Source organism: Microbacterium sp. NPDC090003 (assembly GCF_044748385.1).
In the GTDB taxonomy this organism is placed as follows: domain Bacteria; phylum Actinomycetota; class Actinomycetes; order Actinomycetales; family Microbacteriaceae; genus Microbacterium.
Genome location: NZ_JBIVFW010000001.1, coordinates 470,884 through 485,322 on the forward strand (window position 1 = coordinate 470,884; position 14,439 = coordinate 485,322).

General features: G+C 67.0%; 16 protein-coding genes. 8 read left to right on the forward strand and 8 right to left on the reverse strand.

The genetic code is table 11. The annotated features are described in order from the left end of the window. The first annotated feature begins 2 nt into the window (after positions 1–2). Genes ACIPVN_RS02320 through ACIPVN_RS02340 form a run of 5 tightly spaced genes read left to right on the forward strand, consistent with a single transcriptional unit; the run spans position 3 to position 5,189 of the window. Positions 3–1,679 (forward strand): DUF885 domain-containing protein, encoded by a 1,677-nt coding sequence (locus ACIPVN_RS02320; RefSeq protein ID WP_400438918.1) that lies wholly within the window; start codon positions 3–5, stop codon positions 1,677–1,679. 54 nt (positions 1,680–1,733) lie between these two features. Next, the gene (locus ACIPVN_RS02325; RefSeq protein ID WP_400438922.1) at positions 1,734–2,768 is read left to right on the forward strand and encodes an LLM class flavin-dependent oxidoreductase; all 1,035 of its coding nucleotides are present in this window, start codon (positions 1,734–1,736) and stop codon (positions 2,766–2,768) included. A 53-nt stretch (positions 2,769–2,821) separates the two neighbouring features. Further along, a complete protein-coding gene (locus ACIPVN_RS02330) occupies positions 2,822–3,577 on the forward strand; it encodes an SGNH/GDSL hydrolase family protein (protein WP_400438925.1) in 756 nt (251 codons plus the stop codon). Beyond that, positions 3,553–4,323, forward strand: coding sequence for a formylglycine-generating enzyme family protein (locus ACIPVN_RS02335; RefSeq protein WP_400438928.1), 771 nt, complete (start codon positions 3,553–3,555; stop codon positions 4,321–4,323). The genes ACIPVN_RS02330 and ACIPVN_RS02335 overlap by 25 nt, the downstream gene beginning before the upstream one ends. Before the next feature lie 47 nt (positions 4,324–4,370). Then, entirely contained in the window at positions 4,371–5,189 is an 819-nt protein-coding gene (locus ACIPVN_RS02340) for an arginase family protein (RefSeq protein WP_400438931.1), read from the forward strand. On the opposite strand, the gene ACIPVN_RS02345 is transcribed toward ACIPVN_RS02340, so the two are convergent. From ACIPVN_RS02345 to ACIPVN_RS02360, 4 genes are all read right to left on the reverse strand, one after another. Then, positions 5,186–6,514 (reverse strand): nitrate/nitrite transporter, encoded by a 1,329-nt coding sequence (locus ACIPVN_RS02345; protein ID WP_400438934.1) that lies wholly within the window; start codon positions 6,512–6,514, stop codon positions 5,186–5,188. The genes ACIPVN_RS02340 and ACIPVN_RS02345 overlap by 4 nt on opposite strands. A 46-nt stretch (positions 6,515–6,560) precedes the next feature. Next, entirely contained in the window at positions 6,561–6,746 is a 186-nt protein-coding gene (locus tag ACIPVN_RS02350; protein WP_400438937.1) for a hypothetical protein, read from the reverse strand. A gap of 154 nt (positions 6,747–6,900) precedes the next feature. Then, entirely contained in the window at positions 6,901–7,383 is a 483-nt protein-coding gene (locus ACIPVN_RS02355; protein ID WP_400438939.1) for a hypothetical protein, read from the reverse strand. 144 nt (positions 7,384–7,527) lie between these two features. Next, positions 7,528–7,959, reverse strand: a complete 432-nt coding sequence (locus ACIPVN_RS02360; RefSeq protein ID WP_400438942.1) for a hypothetical protein — start codon at positions 7,957–7,959, stop codon at positions 7,528–7,530. A gap of 199 nt (positions 7,960–8,158) precedes the next feature. On the opposite strand from ACIPVN_RS02360, the gene ACIPVN_RS02365 reads away from it, so the two are divergent. After that, positions 8,159–9,004 carry a class I SAM-dependent methyltransferase gene (locus ACIPVN_RS02365; protein WP_400438945.1) on the forward strand — a complete coding sequence of 282 codons (846 nt, stop codon included), beginning with the start codon at positions 8,159–8,161 and terminating at the stop codon, positions 9,002–9,004. A 24-nt stretch (positions 9,005–9,028) separates the two neighbouring features. On the opposite strand, the gene ACIPVN_RS02370 is transcribed toward ACIPVN_RS02365, so the two are convergent. The 3 genes from ACIPVN_RS02370 to ACIPVN_RS02380 are packed head-to-tail and all read right to left on the reverse strand — an operon-like array spanning position 9,029 to position 12,230. Further along, positions 9,029–11,386 (reverse strand): ATP-binding cassette domain-containing protein, encoded by a 2,358-nt coding sequence (locus ACIPVN_RS02370; RefSeq protein WP_400438948.1) that lies wholly within the window; start codon positions 11,384–11,386, stop codon positions 9,029–9,031. Positions 11,387–11,415: 29 nt separating this feature from the next. Further along, positions 11,416–11,826 carry a VOC family protein gene (locus tag ACIPVN_RS02375; RefSeq protein ID WP_400438951.1) on the reverse strand — a complete coding sequence of 137 codons (411 nt, stop codon included), beginning with the start codon at positions 11,824–11,826 and terminating at the stop codon, positions 11,416–11,418. A gap of 5 nt (positions 11,827–11,831) precedes the next feature. Further along, on the reverse strand, positions 11,832–12,230 hold the full coding sequence (locus ACIPVN_RS02380) for a helix-turn-helix transcriptional regulator (protein ID WP_400443287.1): 399 nt from the start codon (positions 12,228–12,230) through the stop codon (positions 11,832–11,834). A gap of 176 nt (positions 12,231–12,406) precedes the next feature. Here ACIPVN_RS02380 and ACIPVN_RS02385 point away from each other — a divergent pair, with 176 nt between their 5' ends. After that, entirely contained in the window at positions 12,407–13,003 is a 597-nt protein-coding gene (locus tag ACIPVN_RS02385) for an HdeD family acid-resistance protein (RefSeq protein WP_400438954.1), read from the forward strand. A gap of 69 nt (positions 13,004–13,072) precedes the next feature. Here the strand turns inward: ACIPVN_RS02385 and ACIPVN_RS02390 are convergent, their stop codons facing one another. Next, the gene (locus tag ACIPVN_RS02390) at positions 13,073–13,837 is read right to left on the reverse strand and encodes an SDR family oxidoreductase (RefSeq protein ID WP_400438957.1); all 765 of its coding nucleotides are present in this window, start codon (positions 13,835–13,837) and stop codon (positions 13,073–13,075) included. A 120-nt stretch (positions 13,838–13,957) separates the two neighbouring features. On the opposite strand from ACIPVN_RS02390, the gene ACIPVN_RS02395 reads away from it, so the two are divergent. After that, complete coding sequence (locus ACIPVN_RS02395) at positions 13,958–14,431, forward strand: NfeD family protein (protein ID WP_247622490.1); 474 nt, start codon at positions 13,958–13,960, stop codon at positions 14,429–14,431. Positions 14,432–14,439: the final 8 nt, after the last annotated feature.

Genomic DNA, 14,439 nt, shown 5'->3' on the forward strand with positions numbered 1-14,439 from the left:
GCATGACTTCCACCCCGCGCACTCCCACCGCCATCGACAAGGTCGCCGACGACTGGGTCGACACTCTGGTCGAGCTGGCTCCGACGCTCGGCACGTACATCGGGCGCGACGAGGTCAACGACCGCTTCGGCGACCTGAGTCCGGCCGGCCTTGAGGCGATCGCCGCGGCAACACGGCAGACACTGAACGAGCTCACGGCTCTTGAGCCCGTCGACGCGATCGACGAGGTCACGAAGGCCGACCTCGGCGCCGAGCTACGTCTCGAACTCGAACTCCACGAAGCGAACTGGCATCTGCGCGACCTCAATGTCATCGCGTCGGCGGCACAGGACGTGCGTTCGGCCTTCGACCTCATGCCCACGGCATCCGCCGATGACTGGTCGGTCATCGCCACGCGCCTCGCCGCGGTGCCCGACGCGCTGCGCGGCTACACCGAGACGCTGCGCGAGGGCATCGCGCGCGGAGTGACGCCGGCCCGCCGGCAGGTCGTCGAAGTGGCGACGCAGATCGACCGGTACACGGCCGACGACGGCTTCTTCGCCGCCTTCGTCGCCGACGCGACCCCCGAGAGCGGCCAGCTTCCGGCCTCCCTCGCACGCACCCTGGCCGACAACTCGGCCGCCGCGCGCGTCGCCTACCACGAGCTGCGCCGGTTCCTCGCCGAGGAGCTCGTGCCCGAAGCGACCCAGGTCGACGCGGTCGGTCGCGAGCTCTACGCGCTCAACTCGCGCCGGTTCCTCGGAGCCACGATCGACCTCGACGAGACGTACGAGTGGGGGCGCGAAGAACTGGCGCGGATGGTCGCCGAACAGACCGCGATCGCGAACGAGATCCTTCCCGGCTCGACGGTCGAGGAAGCCGTGGCGCACCTCGAAGCCGACCGCTCCCGCAAGCTGGTCGGTACCGACGCGCTCCAGCGCTGGATGCAGGAGACGAGCGACCGCGCCGTCGCCGAGCTCGCCGCCTCGCACTTCGACATCCCCGAGGCGATCCGCACGATCGAATGCATGATCGCGCCGACGCAGGAGGGCGGGATCTACTACACCGGTCCCACCGACGACTTCTCGCGCCCCGGACGCATGTGGTGGTCCGTTCCGGAGGGCGTCACGGAGTTCGACACCTGGCGCGAGCTCACCACCGTCTACCACGAGGGTGTGCCAGGTCATCACCTGCAGATCGCGCAGGCCGTCTACAACCGCTCCGAGCTCAACTCCTGGCGTCGTCTGCTCGCCGGCACCTCGGGTCATGCCGAAGGGTGGGCCCTGTACGCCGAGCGCCTGATGGAGCAGCTCGGCTACCTCGACGACCCGGCCGACCGGCTGGGAATGCTCGACGGTCAGCGCATGCGCGCGGCCCGTGTCGTGCTCGACATCGGCGTGCACCTCGGCAAGCCGCGTCTCGACGGAACGGGCGTGTGGGATGCGGACTACGCGCTCGACTTCATGCGCGAGAACGTCAACATGTCCGATCAGTTCGTGCAGTTCGAGGTCAACAGGTACTTGGGCTGGCCGGGGCAGGCTCCGTCGTACAAGGTCGGACAGCGCATCTGGGAGCAGGTGCGTGATGCCGTTCAACAGCAGGAGGGCGCGGATTTCTCGTTCAAGGCGTTCCACAAGCGTGCACTCGACATCGGCGGGGTCGGTCTCGACACCCTGCGCGGGGTGCTGCTTCCTCGATGACGGGAATGTCGAGCGCGTCGTCGATGTTCATTCACCTGAATAGGAAGGCATGACATGAGCATCGAATTCGGGCTGGACACGTTCGGCGACATCACCCGTGACGCCGAGGGCACTCTCCTCAGCGGAGCCCAGACGATCCGCAACGTCATCGCGCAGGCGGAGATGGCGGATGCCGTCGGCGTCGACTTCTTCGGGGTGGGGGAGCACCACCGCAAGGAGTTCGCGGTGTCGGCTCCCGAGATGGTGCTCTCGGCGATCGCCGCGCGCACCGCGAACATCCGGCTCGGCACCGCCGTCACGGTTCTGTCGTCCGATGACCCCGTGCGCGTCTTCGAGCGGTTCTCGACCCTCGATGCCGTCTCGAACGGCCGCGCGGAGGTCGTCCTCGGCCGCGGCTCGTTCATCGAGTCGTTCCCGCTGTTCGGTTTCGACCTCCGCGACTACGACGCACTGTTCGAGCAGAAGCTCGAGCTCTTCGTCGAGCTGCTCAAGGAGGAGCCGGTCACCTGGTCCGGGTCCATGCGCGCGTCGCTCGAGAACGCGGATGTGTTCCCGAAAACGGAGAAGGGTCTGCGTACCTGGGTGGGCGTGGGCGGCAGCCCGGAATCCGTGGTGCGCGTCGCACGCCACGGGCTCGGTCTCATGCTCGCCATCATCGGCGGCCCGGCCGCGCGATTCCGGCCGTTCGTCGATCTGTATCACCGCTCGGTCGACTCCTTCGGAACGACGAAGCATCCGATCGCCGTCCACTCACCGGGCCACATCGCCGACACCGATGCAGAGGCGTGGGACGCCGCGTACTCGGGCTTCGAGGCGATGAACAACACGATCGGCAAGGAACGCGGCTGGCCCGCATACAGCCGTGCCCGCTTCCAGAACGACATCGGCCCGGAGGGCGCGATCTACGCCGGTTCTTCCGACCGGGTGGCCGCGAAGATCGCCGACACGATCACGACTCTCGGCCTGGGCCGGTTCGACCTGAAGTACGCGACCGGCACCCTCTCGCACGAGGCGATGATGCGCAGCATCGAGCTCTACGGCAGCGAAGTCATCCCGCGGGTGCGCGCTCTGCTCGACAAGCGCGCCTGATCGGGCCTGCGGGGCCGGTCACGATTCCGGTTCCGCAGGAATAGGCTTGTCCGATGGCAGACGTGCGTTTCGTGGCGATCGGGGACTCCTTCACCGAAGGGGTCGGCGATGTTCTTCCCGATGGTAGAGAGCGCGGGTGGGCCGACATCGCCGCGCAGGGGTGGGCCGATGCAGCAGGGCATCCGATCCAGTACGCGAATCTCGCGATCCGCGGAAAACTCGCATGGCCCATCGTCGAGCAGCAGCTGGAACCCGCTCTGGCTCTGCGTCCTACGCATCTGTCGTTCAACGGCGGGGGCAATGACATGCTGCGACCGCGCGCCGACCTCGAGCACATCGCCGACGCGTTCAGCCGCGTTCTCCGCCGATGCGACGAGGAGGGTGTGACGATGATCCTGCTCTCCGGCGCGAATCCCAGTGGGCAGCTTCCGATGGGATCACTGATCCAGCGCCGCGGAGATCAGCTCTCCGAAGCAGTACTGCGACGTGTCGTCGATCGCCCCGACGTAATCCGTGCCCTGAACTGGCCCGATCGGGAACTCGCGCAGAGCGCCTACTGGTCCGAGGACCGCCTGCACATGAACGCCGCGGGCCATCATCGGGTCGCGGCGCGTGTGCTGCACGCACTGGGATACGAACCGCCCGAGACATGGTGGGCGCCGAGCGAGCGCGGGGGAGCGGGACCGAGCGGGCTCGCCTACTACCGCCAGCACGTCGGCCCCTGGGTCCGGCGACGGGTCACGCGCACGTCTTCGGGCGACGGCCGGACCGCGAAGTACCCGGTGTGGAGCGACCGGTCTCCGGCGTGACGAGCGACATCGAATTGCGCCGAATCCCCGGCGGCTCGATCGTGCTGCAGGATGCGCGCACGAAGACGCAGCGATCGGTGGATCTCGAGCCCTTCGAGATCGGCGTCTACGCGGTGACCCAGGAGCAGATGGCGGAGGTCCTGGATGCGGCTGCTCCGCATCCGCGCCGACCGTCGACCGACATCAGCTGGCTGCGGGCCGTACACTTCTGCAACGCGCTCTCGGAGTGGGAAGGGCTCGAGCACGCCTATCTGTTCGACGGCGAGGACGTCAGCTGGGACGTCTCGTCCGAGGGGTTCCGGCTGCCCACGGAGGCGGAATGGGAGTTCGCGTGCCGCGCGGGCTCGATCGGTCCCCACTACGCGCCGCTCGCCGATGCTGCCTGGACGAGCGCCGACGGCGTGACGACCCCACAACCTGTCGGCGGCAAGATCCCGAACCTCTACGGCTTGTTCGACACCCTCGGAAACGTATGGGAATGGTGCTGGGACCTGCTCGATCCCGCCCGCTACGACAAGTACCGCACGTTCCGCGGCGGCGGCTTCGCCGACGACGCGTGGAGTGTGCGCGCCTCGGTTCGCCGCGGCGGAGCCCCTCGAATGCATCACCCGGATGTGGGGATGCGCCTGGCACGCGGCGGCTTCGATGCCGATGGAGCGGCGCAGGGGTGGTCGGACGCGGTCGACCGCGAGCGGGCCCTGCAGGACGGCACGTCGCCATCGGGATGGACACCGCGAAAGCGATGACGGGGACGGTTTTGGACCGCATCTGCGACACATGGGAGAGTGGGAGGATGCCTGCCACGTTCTCCCTCATCGTCTCCCAGGGCCGCGTGGCCGATCGCACGGACGGTGCACTCGTGGGCGCACGCCGCGTCGGCGATGCACTGTCGACACTGCTCCGGACGCCTGCGATGACCATCGGCGCGCCGAGTCCCTCACGCACCGACGACTGGAGCACAGCACTTCCGGAGGCGACCGGCACACTGCACGGCCTGCGCGACGCGGTCGCTGACGCCATCGACGCCGGAACCGTCCCGCTGCTCGCGACCAACACGTGCGCCGCGAGTCTCGGCACGCTCCCGACCGTCGCGGACCGGCATCCGGATGCCGTCGTCCTGTGGATCGATGCGCACGGCGACTTCAACACACCCGAAACGACCGATTCCGGCTATCTCGGCGGCATGGTGCTCGCCGCGGCCTGTGGACTGTGGGACAGCGGACACGGCGCGGGGATCGACCCGACTCAGGTCTTCGTCGTCGGCGGACGTGACATCGACCCGGCCGAAGCCGACCTCCTCACCGGCGCGGGAGTGCGCGTGCTCGCCCCCGCCGACAGCACACCGGAGCGTGTGCTGGAGCTCATCGACGGGCGTCCCGTCTGGATCCACGTCGATTGGGACGTGCTCGAGCCGGGCTACATCCCCGCTGCCTACCGTGTGGGGGAGGGGATGCTGCCGCACCAGATCGCCGCGATCTTCGCGGCTCTCCCGGCGGGTTCCGTATGCGGGATCGAACTCGCCGAGTTCGAAGCCGGGGACCCCGACGTACCCGAGCACGTGAGCGTCGAGCTCATCCTCGAGACCTTCCAGCACCTGCTCCGCGCCGCCTAGCGACGGTGAGGTTCCGGGTCGAGCCCCATCCGCACTCGTGTGCGTTTGCGTTCGATCACGATGAACACGCATCCGATGATCCAGAGCGGGATCGGTGCGAGGAACGCGACGCGGAAGGCATCCAGCGAATAGGTTTCCGGAGTGCCCGCGCCCTGGAGGTCGAGCAGCAACCCGATCAGGAAGATCGCGATGAGGGCCGCGATGAAACCGCCCGCATTCGTCACTCCCGTGGCGGTGCTGAGACGGTGCGAGGGATTGTGAGTACGGGCGTGGTCGAAGGCGATCATCGATGCCGGGCCGCCGGTGGCCAGGGCGATCGCGAGCAGGTAGAGCAGCCAGACCGGCGCAGCGTCGGGCAACGCGATCACGACGCACCAGGCCAGGAGCTGGACGCCGACAGCGGGTAGAACCAGCGCGAGGGAGCGGTGGTTGGGAAGCCTCCGGGAGAGCTCGCCGATGATCGGGCCGAAGATCATGCCGGCGACGACATACACGGATATGATTCCGGCGGCATGTCCCGGGGTGAGTCCCTGAGCGGCTGTAAGAAAAGGCATCCCCCAGAGGAGGATGAAGGCCGTCCCCGCGAACGGCGTCGTGAAATGCGACCAGAACGCCAGTCGCGTCCCCGGATGCGCCCACGCGGCTCGGATGCCGACGCCGGTGTCGATCGCCGAGGTGACGACGCGCACCACCCCCGTGTCGGTGTTGACGGTGACGTCCGCCTTCTGCTCGGGCGGGCGATTGCGGATGACCACGGCGACGAGGATCGTGAACAGGACTCCGAGGCCGGCGACGCTTCCGAAAGTGACGGTCCAGGTCGTGGCGTGCAGGAGCGCGGCGAGGGGAACGAGCGCCACCAGCTGTCCGGCCTGACCGATGATTCCCGTGAACTGCACCATGACCGGTCCACGCTGGGCGGGGAACCACACGGCGACCAGCCGCAGCACGGCGGGGAACACGGCCGCGTCGCCGGCGCCGAGAAGCACACGGGCGAGGATTGCCACGCCGATGCTGGGGGAGAAGGCCATGACGAGCTGACCCGCCGCCATCAAGAGCATCCCGATCGTGATGATGGGGCGTGATCCGAAGCGGTCGAGGAGCACACCGATCGGGATCTGCATGCCCCCGTACACCGCGAGCTGGACGACGGCGAAGAGCGCGAGGGTCGAGGCATCCGCCTGGAATCGATCCGCGGCGTCGACCCCGACCGCGCCGAGTGAGGTGCGGTTGGTGATCGCCAGCACATATGCTGCGACACCGACGGACCAGATCAACCAGGCTCGCCACCCGGGGTTCGAGACGGGGGAGAGGGGAGCATGCGTCACCCTTCCACGGTACTCGCTCCGCCGTCGACGAAGTCGGCCCGCGTCATCAGTGAGAGGGCGGCGTCTTCCTCCTGTTCTTCGCGTTCCAATATTGCTGGGCGGCCTCTGCACCGTCCCGCTTCTTGATCAGGTTGAATCTCACGGTCCTGACGATCGCGCGCAGGATCACCCACGCGAAGAATCCGACGATGGCGACGACGGCGACGAGCTGTCCGAGCGCGTTGGGGTCCATGTACGAGTGCCTTTCCTCCAGAAGTGAGTGCGCGCAGTCGGCACCCATATCTATGACGGGTTCACTGACGGAATCCGACGTCGGACCGACCCGGTAGACACAAAGGGGCCCGGGAGGCAATCGCTTCCCGGGCCCTGACCAGCAGCGGTGGAACTCAGCCGGCGCAGAGCGTCGAGAACGCCTGGGTCGACTCCTGGATGTCGGTGGTGAGAGTGGATGCCTCGGCGGCGGCCGAAGTGTCCTGGTCGACGAGCACGCGCTTGAGCAGATCGCGCAGCGAGGTGAAGTCCTCGTGCACGGCGGTCACGGCGTCCTTGACCTCCTGGTTGGACACGGACTCCGCGGCCGCCCCGATTGCGTCCACCGTCTCGGTGAACGTGGCGACGGTGCCCTCGGGATCTGACATCGCGGCGCTCATGTCGAGCGAGGAGAGTTCGGTGGCGACGCCCGAGATCTGGGAGCCGACAGACGCGCAGGCGTCCGCGACGGACTGATCGGTGTTCTGTTCGGCGGGAGCGGAGCTCTCGCTCGACGACGTCGAGTCGTTGTCGGTATCTGCGCTCGGCGTGCTGGAACAACCGGCGATTCCGAGGACCGCGACGACGGCGATGGTCCAAGCTGCGATCTGACGTTTCATTTTCTTCCCCCACGGAGTGAGCCGATACATCGGCATACGAATGTGAATCGCGAGCAAGTCAATCACAGAGGTATGACGCGCGTCCTTCTCAGCGCCGGGGAGAAGTCCCTATCGCCGAACGCCTTCCCGGTTCGTTCTCGTCGGTCACGGCTGCGAGATCTCGATTACCAATGGTGCCGACACGTACGGGGACCCCGGATCGTCAGCGGCGAAGTGGTTGCTCTCGTCGAAGCCGAGGGCGTCCCATGCGAGCGAGTCGAGTGTCTGGCCGTCGGGGACGAGCATGACGATGCATCCGAGCTCCGTCGTCCAGGGGTCTGGCAGTTCGGCTCGATAGCAGGCCTCGTCGAGGTCACGCCCGATCTGCATCCCGCCCGTTTCGATGCCGAAGTCGCCCTGCAGCTGGTCGGCGTACGCACCGTCGGAGAGGACCCCGTTGACCTCGCCGAGGATGAAGTCGTGACGGTCTTCGCCTTCGGGGGAGTCGACCTGATAGGCGACGACCACCGGCACGTAGTCAGCGAACTCGTCGGCATTGTCGAACTCGTCGAACAGTGCTTCGCCGGGCCAGGACACGTCGGTGACCGTCAGACCGAGCTCCGCGGGTTGCCGGTCCGATTCCTCCGGCTGCACGTGATGTCCGGGGGCCGAGATTTGACGCCCCACATCTCTGATGGGGGCGGGGGAAGAATCTGTCGCCCATCGTGACTTTCGCATGACCTGACATAATGTGCATTATCGGTCATCCCGAAACCCGCCTCATTAGGCTGGTGGCATGAACGGCGCACACGTGGAGATCGACTGGCCGGCGGCGCGAGACGCCAACCGCGAGAACTGGGATGACCGGGTGCCGCTGCACGCGGCGTCGTACGGACGCGAGTCCTTCGACGACCCGGAGTACCTCAGTGATGTCATCCGTCACGACTTGCCCGTGCTCGAACGCTTCCTGCCCGCACGATCCATCGTCGGGCTCGACGTGTGCCACCTGCAGTGCCATATCGGCACCGACACCGTCTCGCTGGCGCGCGCCGGCGCCCGAGTCACCGGCGTCGATTTCTCCGCGCCGGCCCTGGAGACGGCGCGAGCCTTCGCCGAAAAGCACGGAGTCGACGCCGAGTGGATCGAAACCGACGTGCTGGACGCCAGGGCCGCGGTCTCCGACGACTTCGATGTCGTCTACACGAGCATCGGAACGATCTGCTGGCTGTCCGATCTGGATCGTTGGGCCCGGCAGATTCAGGAGCTGCTGCACCCTGGCGGGACCTTCTACATCCGCGACGGGCATCCCGCGCTGTATGCACTCGACGAGGATGCGGAGACGCTCACCGCGCGGTATCGATACTTCGGCGACGGCACGGCGCAGGTCTGGGACGACGCGAGCACCTACTCCGGCGACGGAACCGTGTCGCACACGCGCACCTACGAATGGCCGCACTCGCTCGCGGAGATCCTGGGCGCCCTTCTCGGTGCGGGTCTGCGCATCGTGCACGTCGATGAGGGGCGCACACTCCCCTGGCGCTTCAGCCCGCGGATGGTGGAGGTGCCGGGAGGATACGCGTGGCCGGAAGATCAGCGCGATCTCCTCCCCTGCACCTACACCATCATCGCTCGACGGGACTGATATATCGGTTACGCTCGACGCCGATCAGGCTCCGACATAAGCAGCCAGATGCTCCCCGGTGAGCGTCGCTCGTTCGGCCACGAGGTCGGCGGGAGTGCCTTCGAACACCACGCGGCCGCCGTCGTGCCCGGCGCCGGGTCCGATGTCGAGGATCCAGTCCGCGTGAGCCATCACCGCTTGGTGGTGCTCGATCACGATCACGGTTTTGCCCGATTCGACGAGACGGTCGAGGAGGCCGAGGATCTTCTGCACATCAGCGAGGTGGAGACCGGTCGTCGGTTCATCGAGAACGTACACGTCGCCCTTCTCCCCCATCTGAATAGCCAGCTTGATGCGTTGACGCTCACCGCCCGACAGGGTCGAGAGCGGCTGTCCGAGCGAGAGATACCCGAGTCCGACGTCGTCCAGCCGGCCGAGAATGGCCGTCACGGCCGGAATCCTGGCGTCGCCCTCCGAGAAGAACACCCGCGCTTCGGAGACCGGCAGGTCGAGCACTTCGGTGATGTCCTTGCCCGCCAGCTTGTACTCGAGGACCGCGGCCTGGAAGCGCTTCCCTCCGCAGTCCTCGCAGGGCGTCTCGATCGTGTCCATGAAACCGAGCTCGGTGATGATGACACCGGCCCCCTTGCACGTCGGGCACGCCCCCTCGGAGTTCGCGCTGAACAGCGCCGGCTTGACACCATTGGCTTTCGCGAACGCCTTGCGGATCGGCTCGAGAAGCCCGGTGTAGGTGGCGGGATTGCTCCGACGCGACCCCTTGATCGCACCCTGGTCGATCGCGACGACTCCGTCGAGTTTCGAGACGGAGCCGTGGATCAGCGAGCTCTTCCCGGAGCCGGCGACACCCGTGACGACCGTCAGGATGCCGGTCGGGATATCGACGTCGACGTTCTGGAGGTTGTTCGCGGTCGCGCCGCGCACCTCGATCGCCCCGTGCGCCGCGCGCACGTCGTTTTTCAGCACGGCACGGTCGTCGAGGTGCTCCCCCGTGCGCGTGCCACTGCTCTTGAGCCCCTCGACCGTGCCCTCGAAGCAGATCTCGCCGCCGGCGCTGCCCGCGCCCGGGCCGAGATCGACGACGTGGTCGGCGATCAGGATCGTCTCGGGCTTGTGCTCGACCACGAGCACGGTGTTGCCTTTGTCTCGCAGTTTGAGGAGCAGGCTGTTCATCCGCTGGATGTCGTGCGGATGCAGGCCGATCGTCGGCTCGTCGAACACGTAGGTCACATCGGTCAGCGATGACCCGAGGTGGCGGAGCATCTTGATGCGCTGCGCTTCTCCCCCGGACAGCGTGCCGGACGGTCGCTCCAGGCTCAGATACCCGAGCCCGAGGGTGACGAAGGCTTCCAGGTTCGCGCTCAGGGCGTCGAGCAGCGGTCCGGCACCGTGGAGGTCCAGCCCGCGCACCCACGCCGCGAGATCCGTCACCTGCATCCGGCAGGCATCCGCGATGCTGATGCCGTCGATCTTCGACGACCGCGCACCCTCCGTCAGACGGGTTCCATCGCACTCCGGGCACACCGCGAAGGTGGCGACCCTCTCGACGAACGCACGGATGTGCGGCTGCAGGGCATCGAGGTCCTTCGACAGCATCGACTTGGTGATCTTCGGGATCAGTCCCTCGTAGGTCATGTTGATCCCGGCGATCTTGACCTTCGTCACCTCTCCGTAGAGGAACAGCTGGCGCTGCTTCTCGGAGAACTGGGCGATGGGCTTGTCACCCGGATAGAACCCCGACTGCGAGAACCCCTTCACCATCCAGCCGTCCGCCGTATACCCCGGCACCATGATGGCGCCCTCGTCGAGGGACTTCGACTCGTCGACGATCTGCGCGAGGTCGAGGTCGGACACCGCTCCCCTGCCCTCGCATCGCGGGCACATGCCACCGAGGTAGATCGCGTCCTTCACGATCTTCTTCTCACCGCCGGGGCCGGTCATCACCCCGCTCGCCCGCTGCGTGGGGATGTTGAACGAGAAGGCGGTCGGTCCGCCGATGTAGGGGGTGCCGAGCTTGCTGAAGAGGATGCGAAGCATCGCGTTCGCATCGGTCACGGTGCCGACCGTCGACCGCGGGTTCGCCCCGAGACGCTCCTGGTCGACGATGATCGCCGTCGTCAGACCCTCGAGCACATCGACGTCCGGCCGCGGAACCGAGGGCATGAACCCCTGAACGAAGGCGCTGTAGGTCTCGTCGATCATCCGGCGGGACTCCGCAGCGATCGTGTCGAAGACGAGCGAGCTCTTGCCCGACCCCGAGACACCGGTGAAGACGCTCAACCGTCTCTTCGGGATGTCGACGCTGACGTCCTTGAGGTTGTTCTCACGTGCGCCCTGAACGCGGATGAGGTCGTGGCTGTCAGCGGGGTGGTCGGCGGTGGTCATCGGCATCCTTCGGAGACGAGGCTGATCACTCAGCCGGCTTGGTTGATCCGGAGCAGGTTGCCCGCGGGATCACGGAAGGCGCAATCGCGCACGCCGTACGGCTGATCCATCGGCTCCTGCACGACGTCGGCGCCGCTTTCGACCAGCCGCTCGAAGAGAGCGTCGAGATCGTCGCTGGCGAGCGTGAGGGCCCCGTAACTGCCCTTCGCGATGAGCTCGAGCACCGTGCGTCGCTCATCGTCGGTGAGACCGGGATCGGTTGCCGGCGGGTGGAGCACGATCGACGTCTCCGGCTGATTCGCGGGACCGACGGTGAGCCAACGCATGCCGTCGTACCCGACGTCGTTGCGCACCTCGAAGCCGAGCGCGTCGCGATAGAAGCCGAGCGCCGCGTCGGCGTCGGTATGCGGGAGGAAGGCATAGTGGATGCTGATCTTCATGGTGTTCACGCTAGGTGAGCGTCGCTGGGCGGCGCTTCTCGATTCCTGATCGGGCGGGTGACCTGCTTGGCCTGGAAGACGGGGATCCCGTCGACGTGTGCGGCGCGTTCACGGTACACGCTGGGTGGGACACCCACCAGCTCTGTGAACCGACTGCTGAACGTGCCCAGCGACGAGCAGCCGACTTCGAAGCACACCTCCGTGACCGAACGGTCCCCGCGCCGGAGCAGAGCCATGGCCCGCTCGATCCGCCGCGTCATGAGGTACGAGTACGGAGACTCGCCATAGGTCTCCCGGAACCGGCGGCTGAGGTGCCCGGCAGACAGGTGTACCCCGGCAGCGAGAGCCTCCACGTCGAGGGGCATCGCGTATTCGCGGTCGATGCGGTCTCGCACCTTTCGCATCGACACCAGCTCGCGCAGGCGAGCATCCACGTCGGGAGTCACGTGTTGATCCTGCCATGACGCCCCGCATCGGCGCATGACCCTGCGCGACGCCGCGAGGGAGATGAGCCCCACAGCGGGGAAGCACGGCGCTACTCTGAGGTCATCCCCACAGGATTCTCTCAGAAAGGGTCCCCATGTCCGCACCACTCTCCGAAGCGAAGTCGCTGTTCACATCGATCCGCATCACGCTCGCCGTCTCGGGCGTCCTCGCCCTCATCGCCGGCATCGTGCTGCTGGTCTGGCCCGTGAAGTCCGCGGTCGTCGTCACCGCGGTCTTCGCCGCCTACCTCGTCGTCGCGGGCCTCGTCTACATCGGCCTCGGCATCTTCTCGGGCGCACGCGGCGGATGGTCTCGCGTCGGGCACATCCTCCTCGGCCTCCTCTACATCGTCGCCGGCGTCATCGCCTTCGCGAACCTCGGCGCGGCAGCGGCGGCTCTCGCCTTCGTCGTGGTCATCTTCATCGGCATCAGCTGGATCGTCGACGGCGTGGTGGCCTTGAGCCTGCTCGGGCAGGACGGATCGCGCGTGTGGACCCTCCTCTATGCGCTCCTCAGCATCGTGGCCGGGATCATCGTGCTGTTCTCGCCGCTCGTGGCCGGCTTCGCGTTCTGGCTGATCCTCGGCATCTCGCTCGTCGCGCTCGGCCTCGTGCAGATCGTCCGCGCGATCACGATCGGCAAGGACGCGAAGGAGTTCACCTCCGCCACGTCCGCAGACGTCGCGAGCTGATCGCCCCGACAGACGGATCGGCCCCGTCCTCCCTCTCGGAGGACGGGGCCGATCCGTCTGTACAGCTTTTTATTCGGCGACGAACGCGCTCACGTCGCCGACGAGGCGGGTGTTGTCGGCGGGGACGGGATCGACGGCCGCCTGAGCGACCTCGGCCGCGAACTCCGAGACGTTGTAGAGCTTGCCCGCGGACTCGCGGCGCTCGGCGATCGCTCCGGGGTTCGCTCGCTCGAGCAGTGTCGCGGTGATCGTGCCCTCGATCATGTCGCCGGAGATGACCGTGAAGCCGATGCCCTTCTCGGCGAGGCCGGGAATGAGCTCGCGCAGCGCATCCTCGCCGGCGCGCTTGGACAGAGCGACCGGCTCGTACTCGGGCATGGTCGGGGTGGTGCGGATGAAGTGCGCCTGGTGGCTCGTCACGAAGACCACGCGCGCGCCCTCACCCAGGAGCGGTTCGGCTGCGCGGAGCACGTTGAGCTGCGCGTCGCGGTTGAGCGTGAGGGCGTAGTCCTCGGCCATGCCGGATTCCATGCCTCCGGAGGCGTTCAGCACGAGCACGTCGAGACGACCGTATTCGTTGGTGACGGCGTCGAACATCGCCGCGACCGACTCGGGGTCGGTCAGGTCGGCACCGACGACGAGGGCGCGGCGTCCGAGCTCGCGCAGCTCACCGGCGAGCTTCTCGGCGCGCGGGGCCTTGTTGCGGAAGTTGATGACGACATCCGCCCCGGCCTCCGCCAGGTAGCGCACGGTGTCGGCGCCGATCCCCCGCGACGAGCCGGTGACAAGGGCGACCTTGCCGTCGAGAGATCCTGCGGGAAGAACAGCGGTCACGGTGACTCCTCATGGTGCGTGAAACGCCGCGATGACGCGGCAACTCAGACTATCAAGAGCGCCCCGCGCCGCCCGATACGGCGTCGGGCCCCGTGATAGGTTGACCGCGAAGGAGGCCGCATGGACACCGTCTCGACTTTCGTACAGTTCATCGACCAATGGGCCTGGATCGGCTGGCTGGTCCTGATCGCCGCGTTCCTCGTGATCGAGATGCTCACGCTCGATTTCACGTTCCTGATGCTCAGCTTTGGCAGCGCCATCGGACTGCTCACCGATCTGGTCGGCATCCCGGTCTGGGCGCAGGTGATCGTCGCTGCGGCAGCCGCGGCGCTGTTCATCCTCTTCCTGCGACCGCCGCTCCTCCGGAGGCTGCGGCGCGGCGAAGATCCGACCAAGTCGAACGTCGATGCTCTCCTCGACCTCCGTGGAACCGCGCTCCACGACATCACGCAGATCTCCGGACAGGTCAAGCTCAGCAACGGCGACACCTGGACCGCACGCTCCGCCACGCCCGTGCCGATCCCCCAGGGATCGCCGATCGCCGTGACGGCGATCAACGGCGCCACCGCCATCGTCCGTCCCGTCAACGACTAGGAGACTCC

Bases quoted from the DNA above. Each gene is read 5' to 3' on its own strand.
- ACIPVN_RS02320 (WP_400438918.1), top strand. From the start codon at position 3: ATGACTTCCACCCCGCGCACTCCCACCGCCATCGACAAGGTCGCCGAC.
- ACIPVN_RS02325 (WP_400438922.1), top strand. From the start codon at position 1,734: ATGAGCATCGAATTCGGGCTGGACACGTTCGGCGACATCACCCGTGAC.
- ACIPVN_RS02330 (WP_400438925.1), top strand. From the start codon at position 2,822: ATGGCAGACGTGCGTTTCGTGGCGATCGGGGACTCCTTCACCGAAGGG.
- ACIPVN_RS02340 (WP_400438931.1), top strand. From the start codon at position 4,371: ATGCCTGCCACGTTCTCCCTCATCGTCTCCCAGGGCCGCGTGGCCGAT.
- ACIPVN_RS02350 (WP_400438937.1), bottom strand. From the start codon at position 6,746: ATGGACCCCAACGCGCTCGGACAGCTCGTCGCCGTCGTCGCCATCGTC.
- ACIPVN_RS02355 (WP_400438939.1), bottom strand. From the start codon at position 7,383: ATGAAACGTCAGATCGCAGCTTGGACCATCGCCGTCGTCGCGGTCCTC.
- ACIPVN_RS02365 (WP_400438945.1), top strand. From the start codon at position 8,159: ATGAACGGCGCACACGTGGAGATCGACTGGCCGGCGGCGCGAGACGCC.
- ACIPVN_RS02370 (WP_400438948.1), bottom strand. From the start codon at position 11,386: ATGACCACCGCCGACCACCCCGCTGACAGCCACGACCTCATCCGCGTT.
- ACIPVN_RS02375 (WP_400438951.1), bottom strand. From the start codon at position 11,826: ATGAAGATCAGCATCCACTATGCCTTCCTCCCGCATACCGACGCCGAC.
- ACIPVN_RS02380 (WP_400443287.1), bottom strand. From the start codon at position 12,230: ATGCGAAAGGTGCGAGACCGCATCGACCGCGAATACGCGATGCCCCTC.
- ACIPVN_RS02385 (WP_400438954.1), top strand. From the start codon at position 12,407: ATGTCCGCACCACTCTCCGAAGCGAAGTCGCTGTTCACATCGATCCGC.
- ACIPVN_RS02395 (WP_247622490.1), top strand. From the start codon at position 13,958: ATGGACACCGTCTCGACTTTCGTACAGTTCATCGACCAATGGGCCTGG.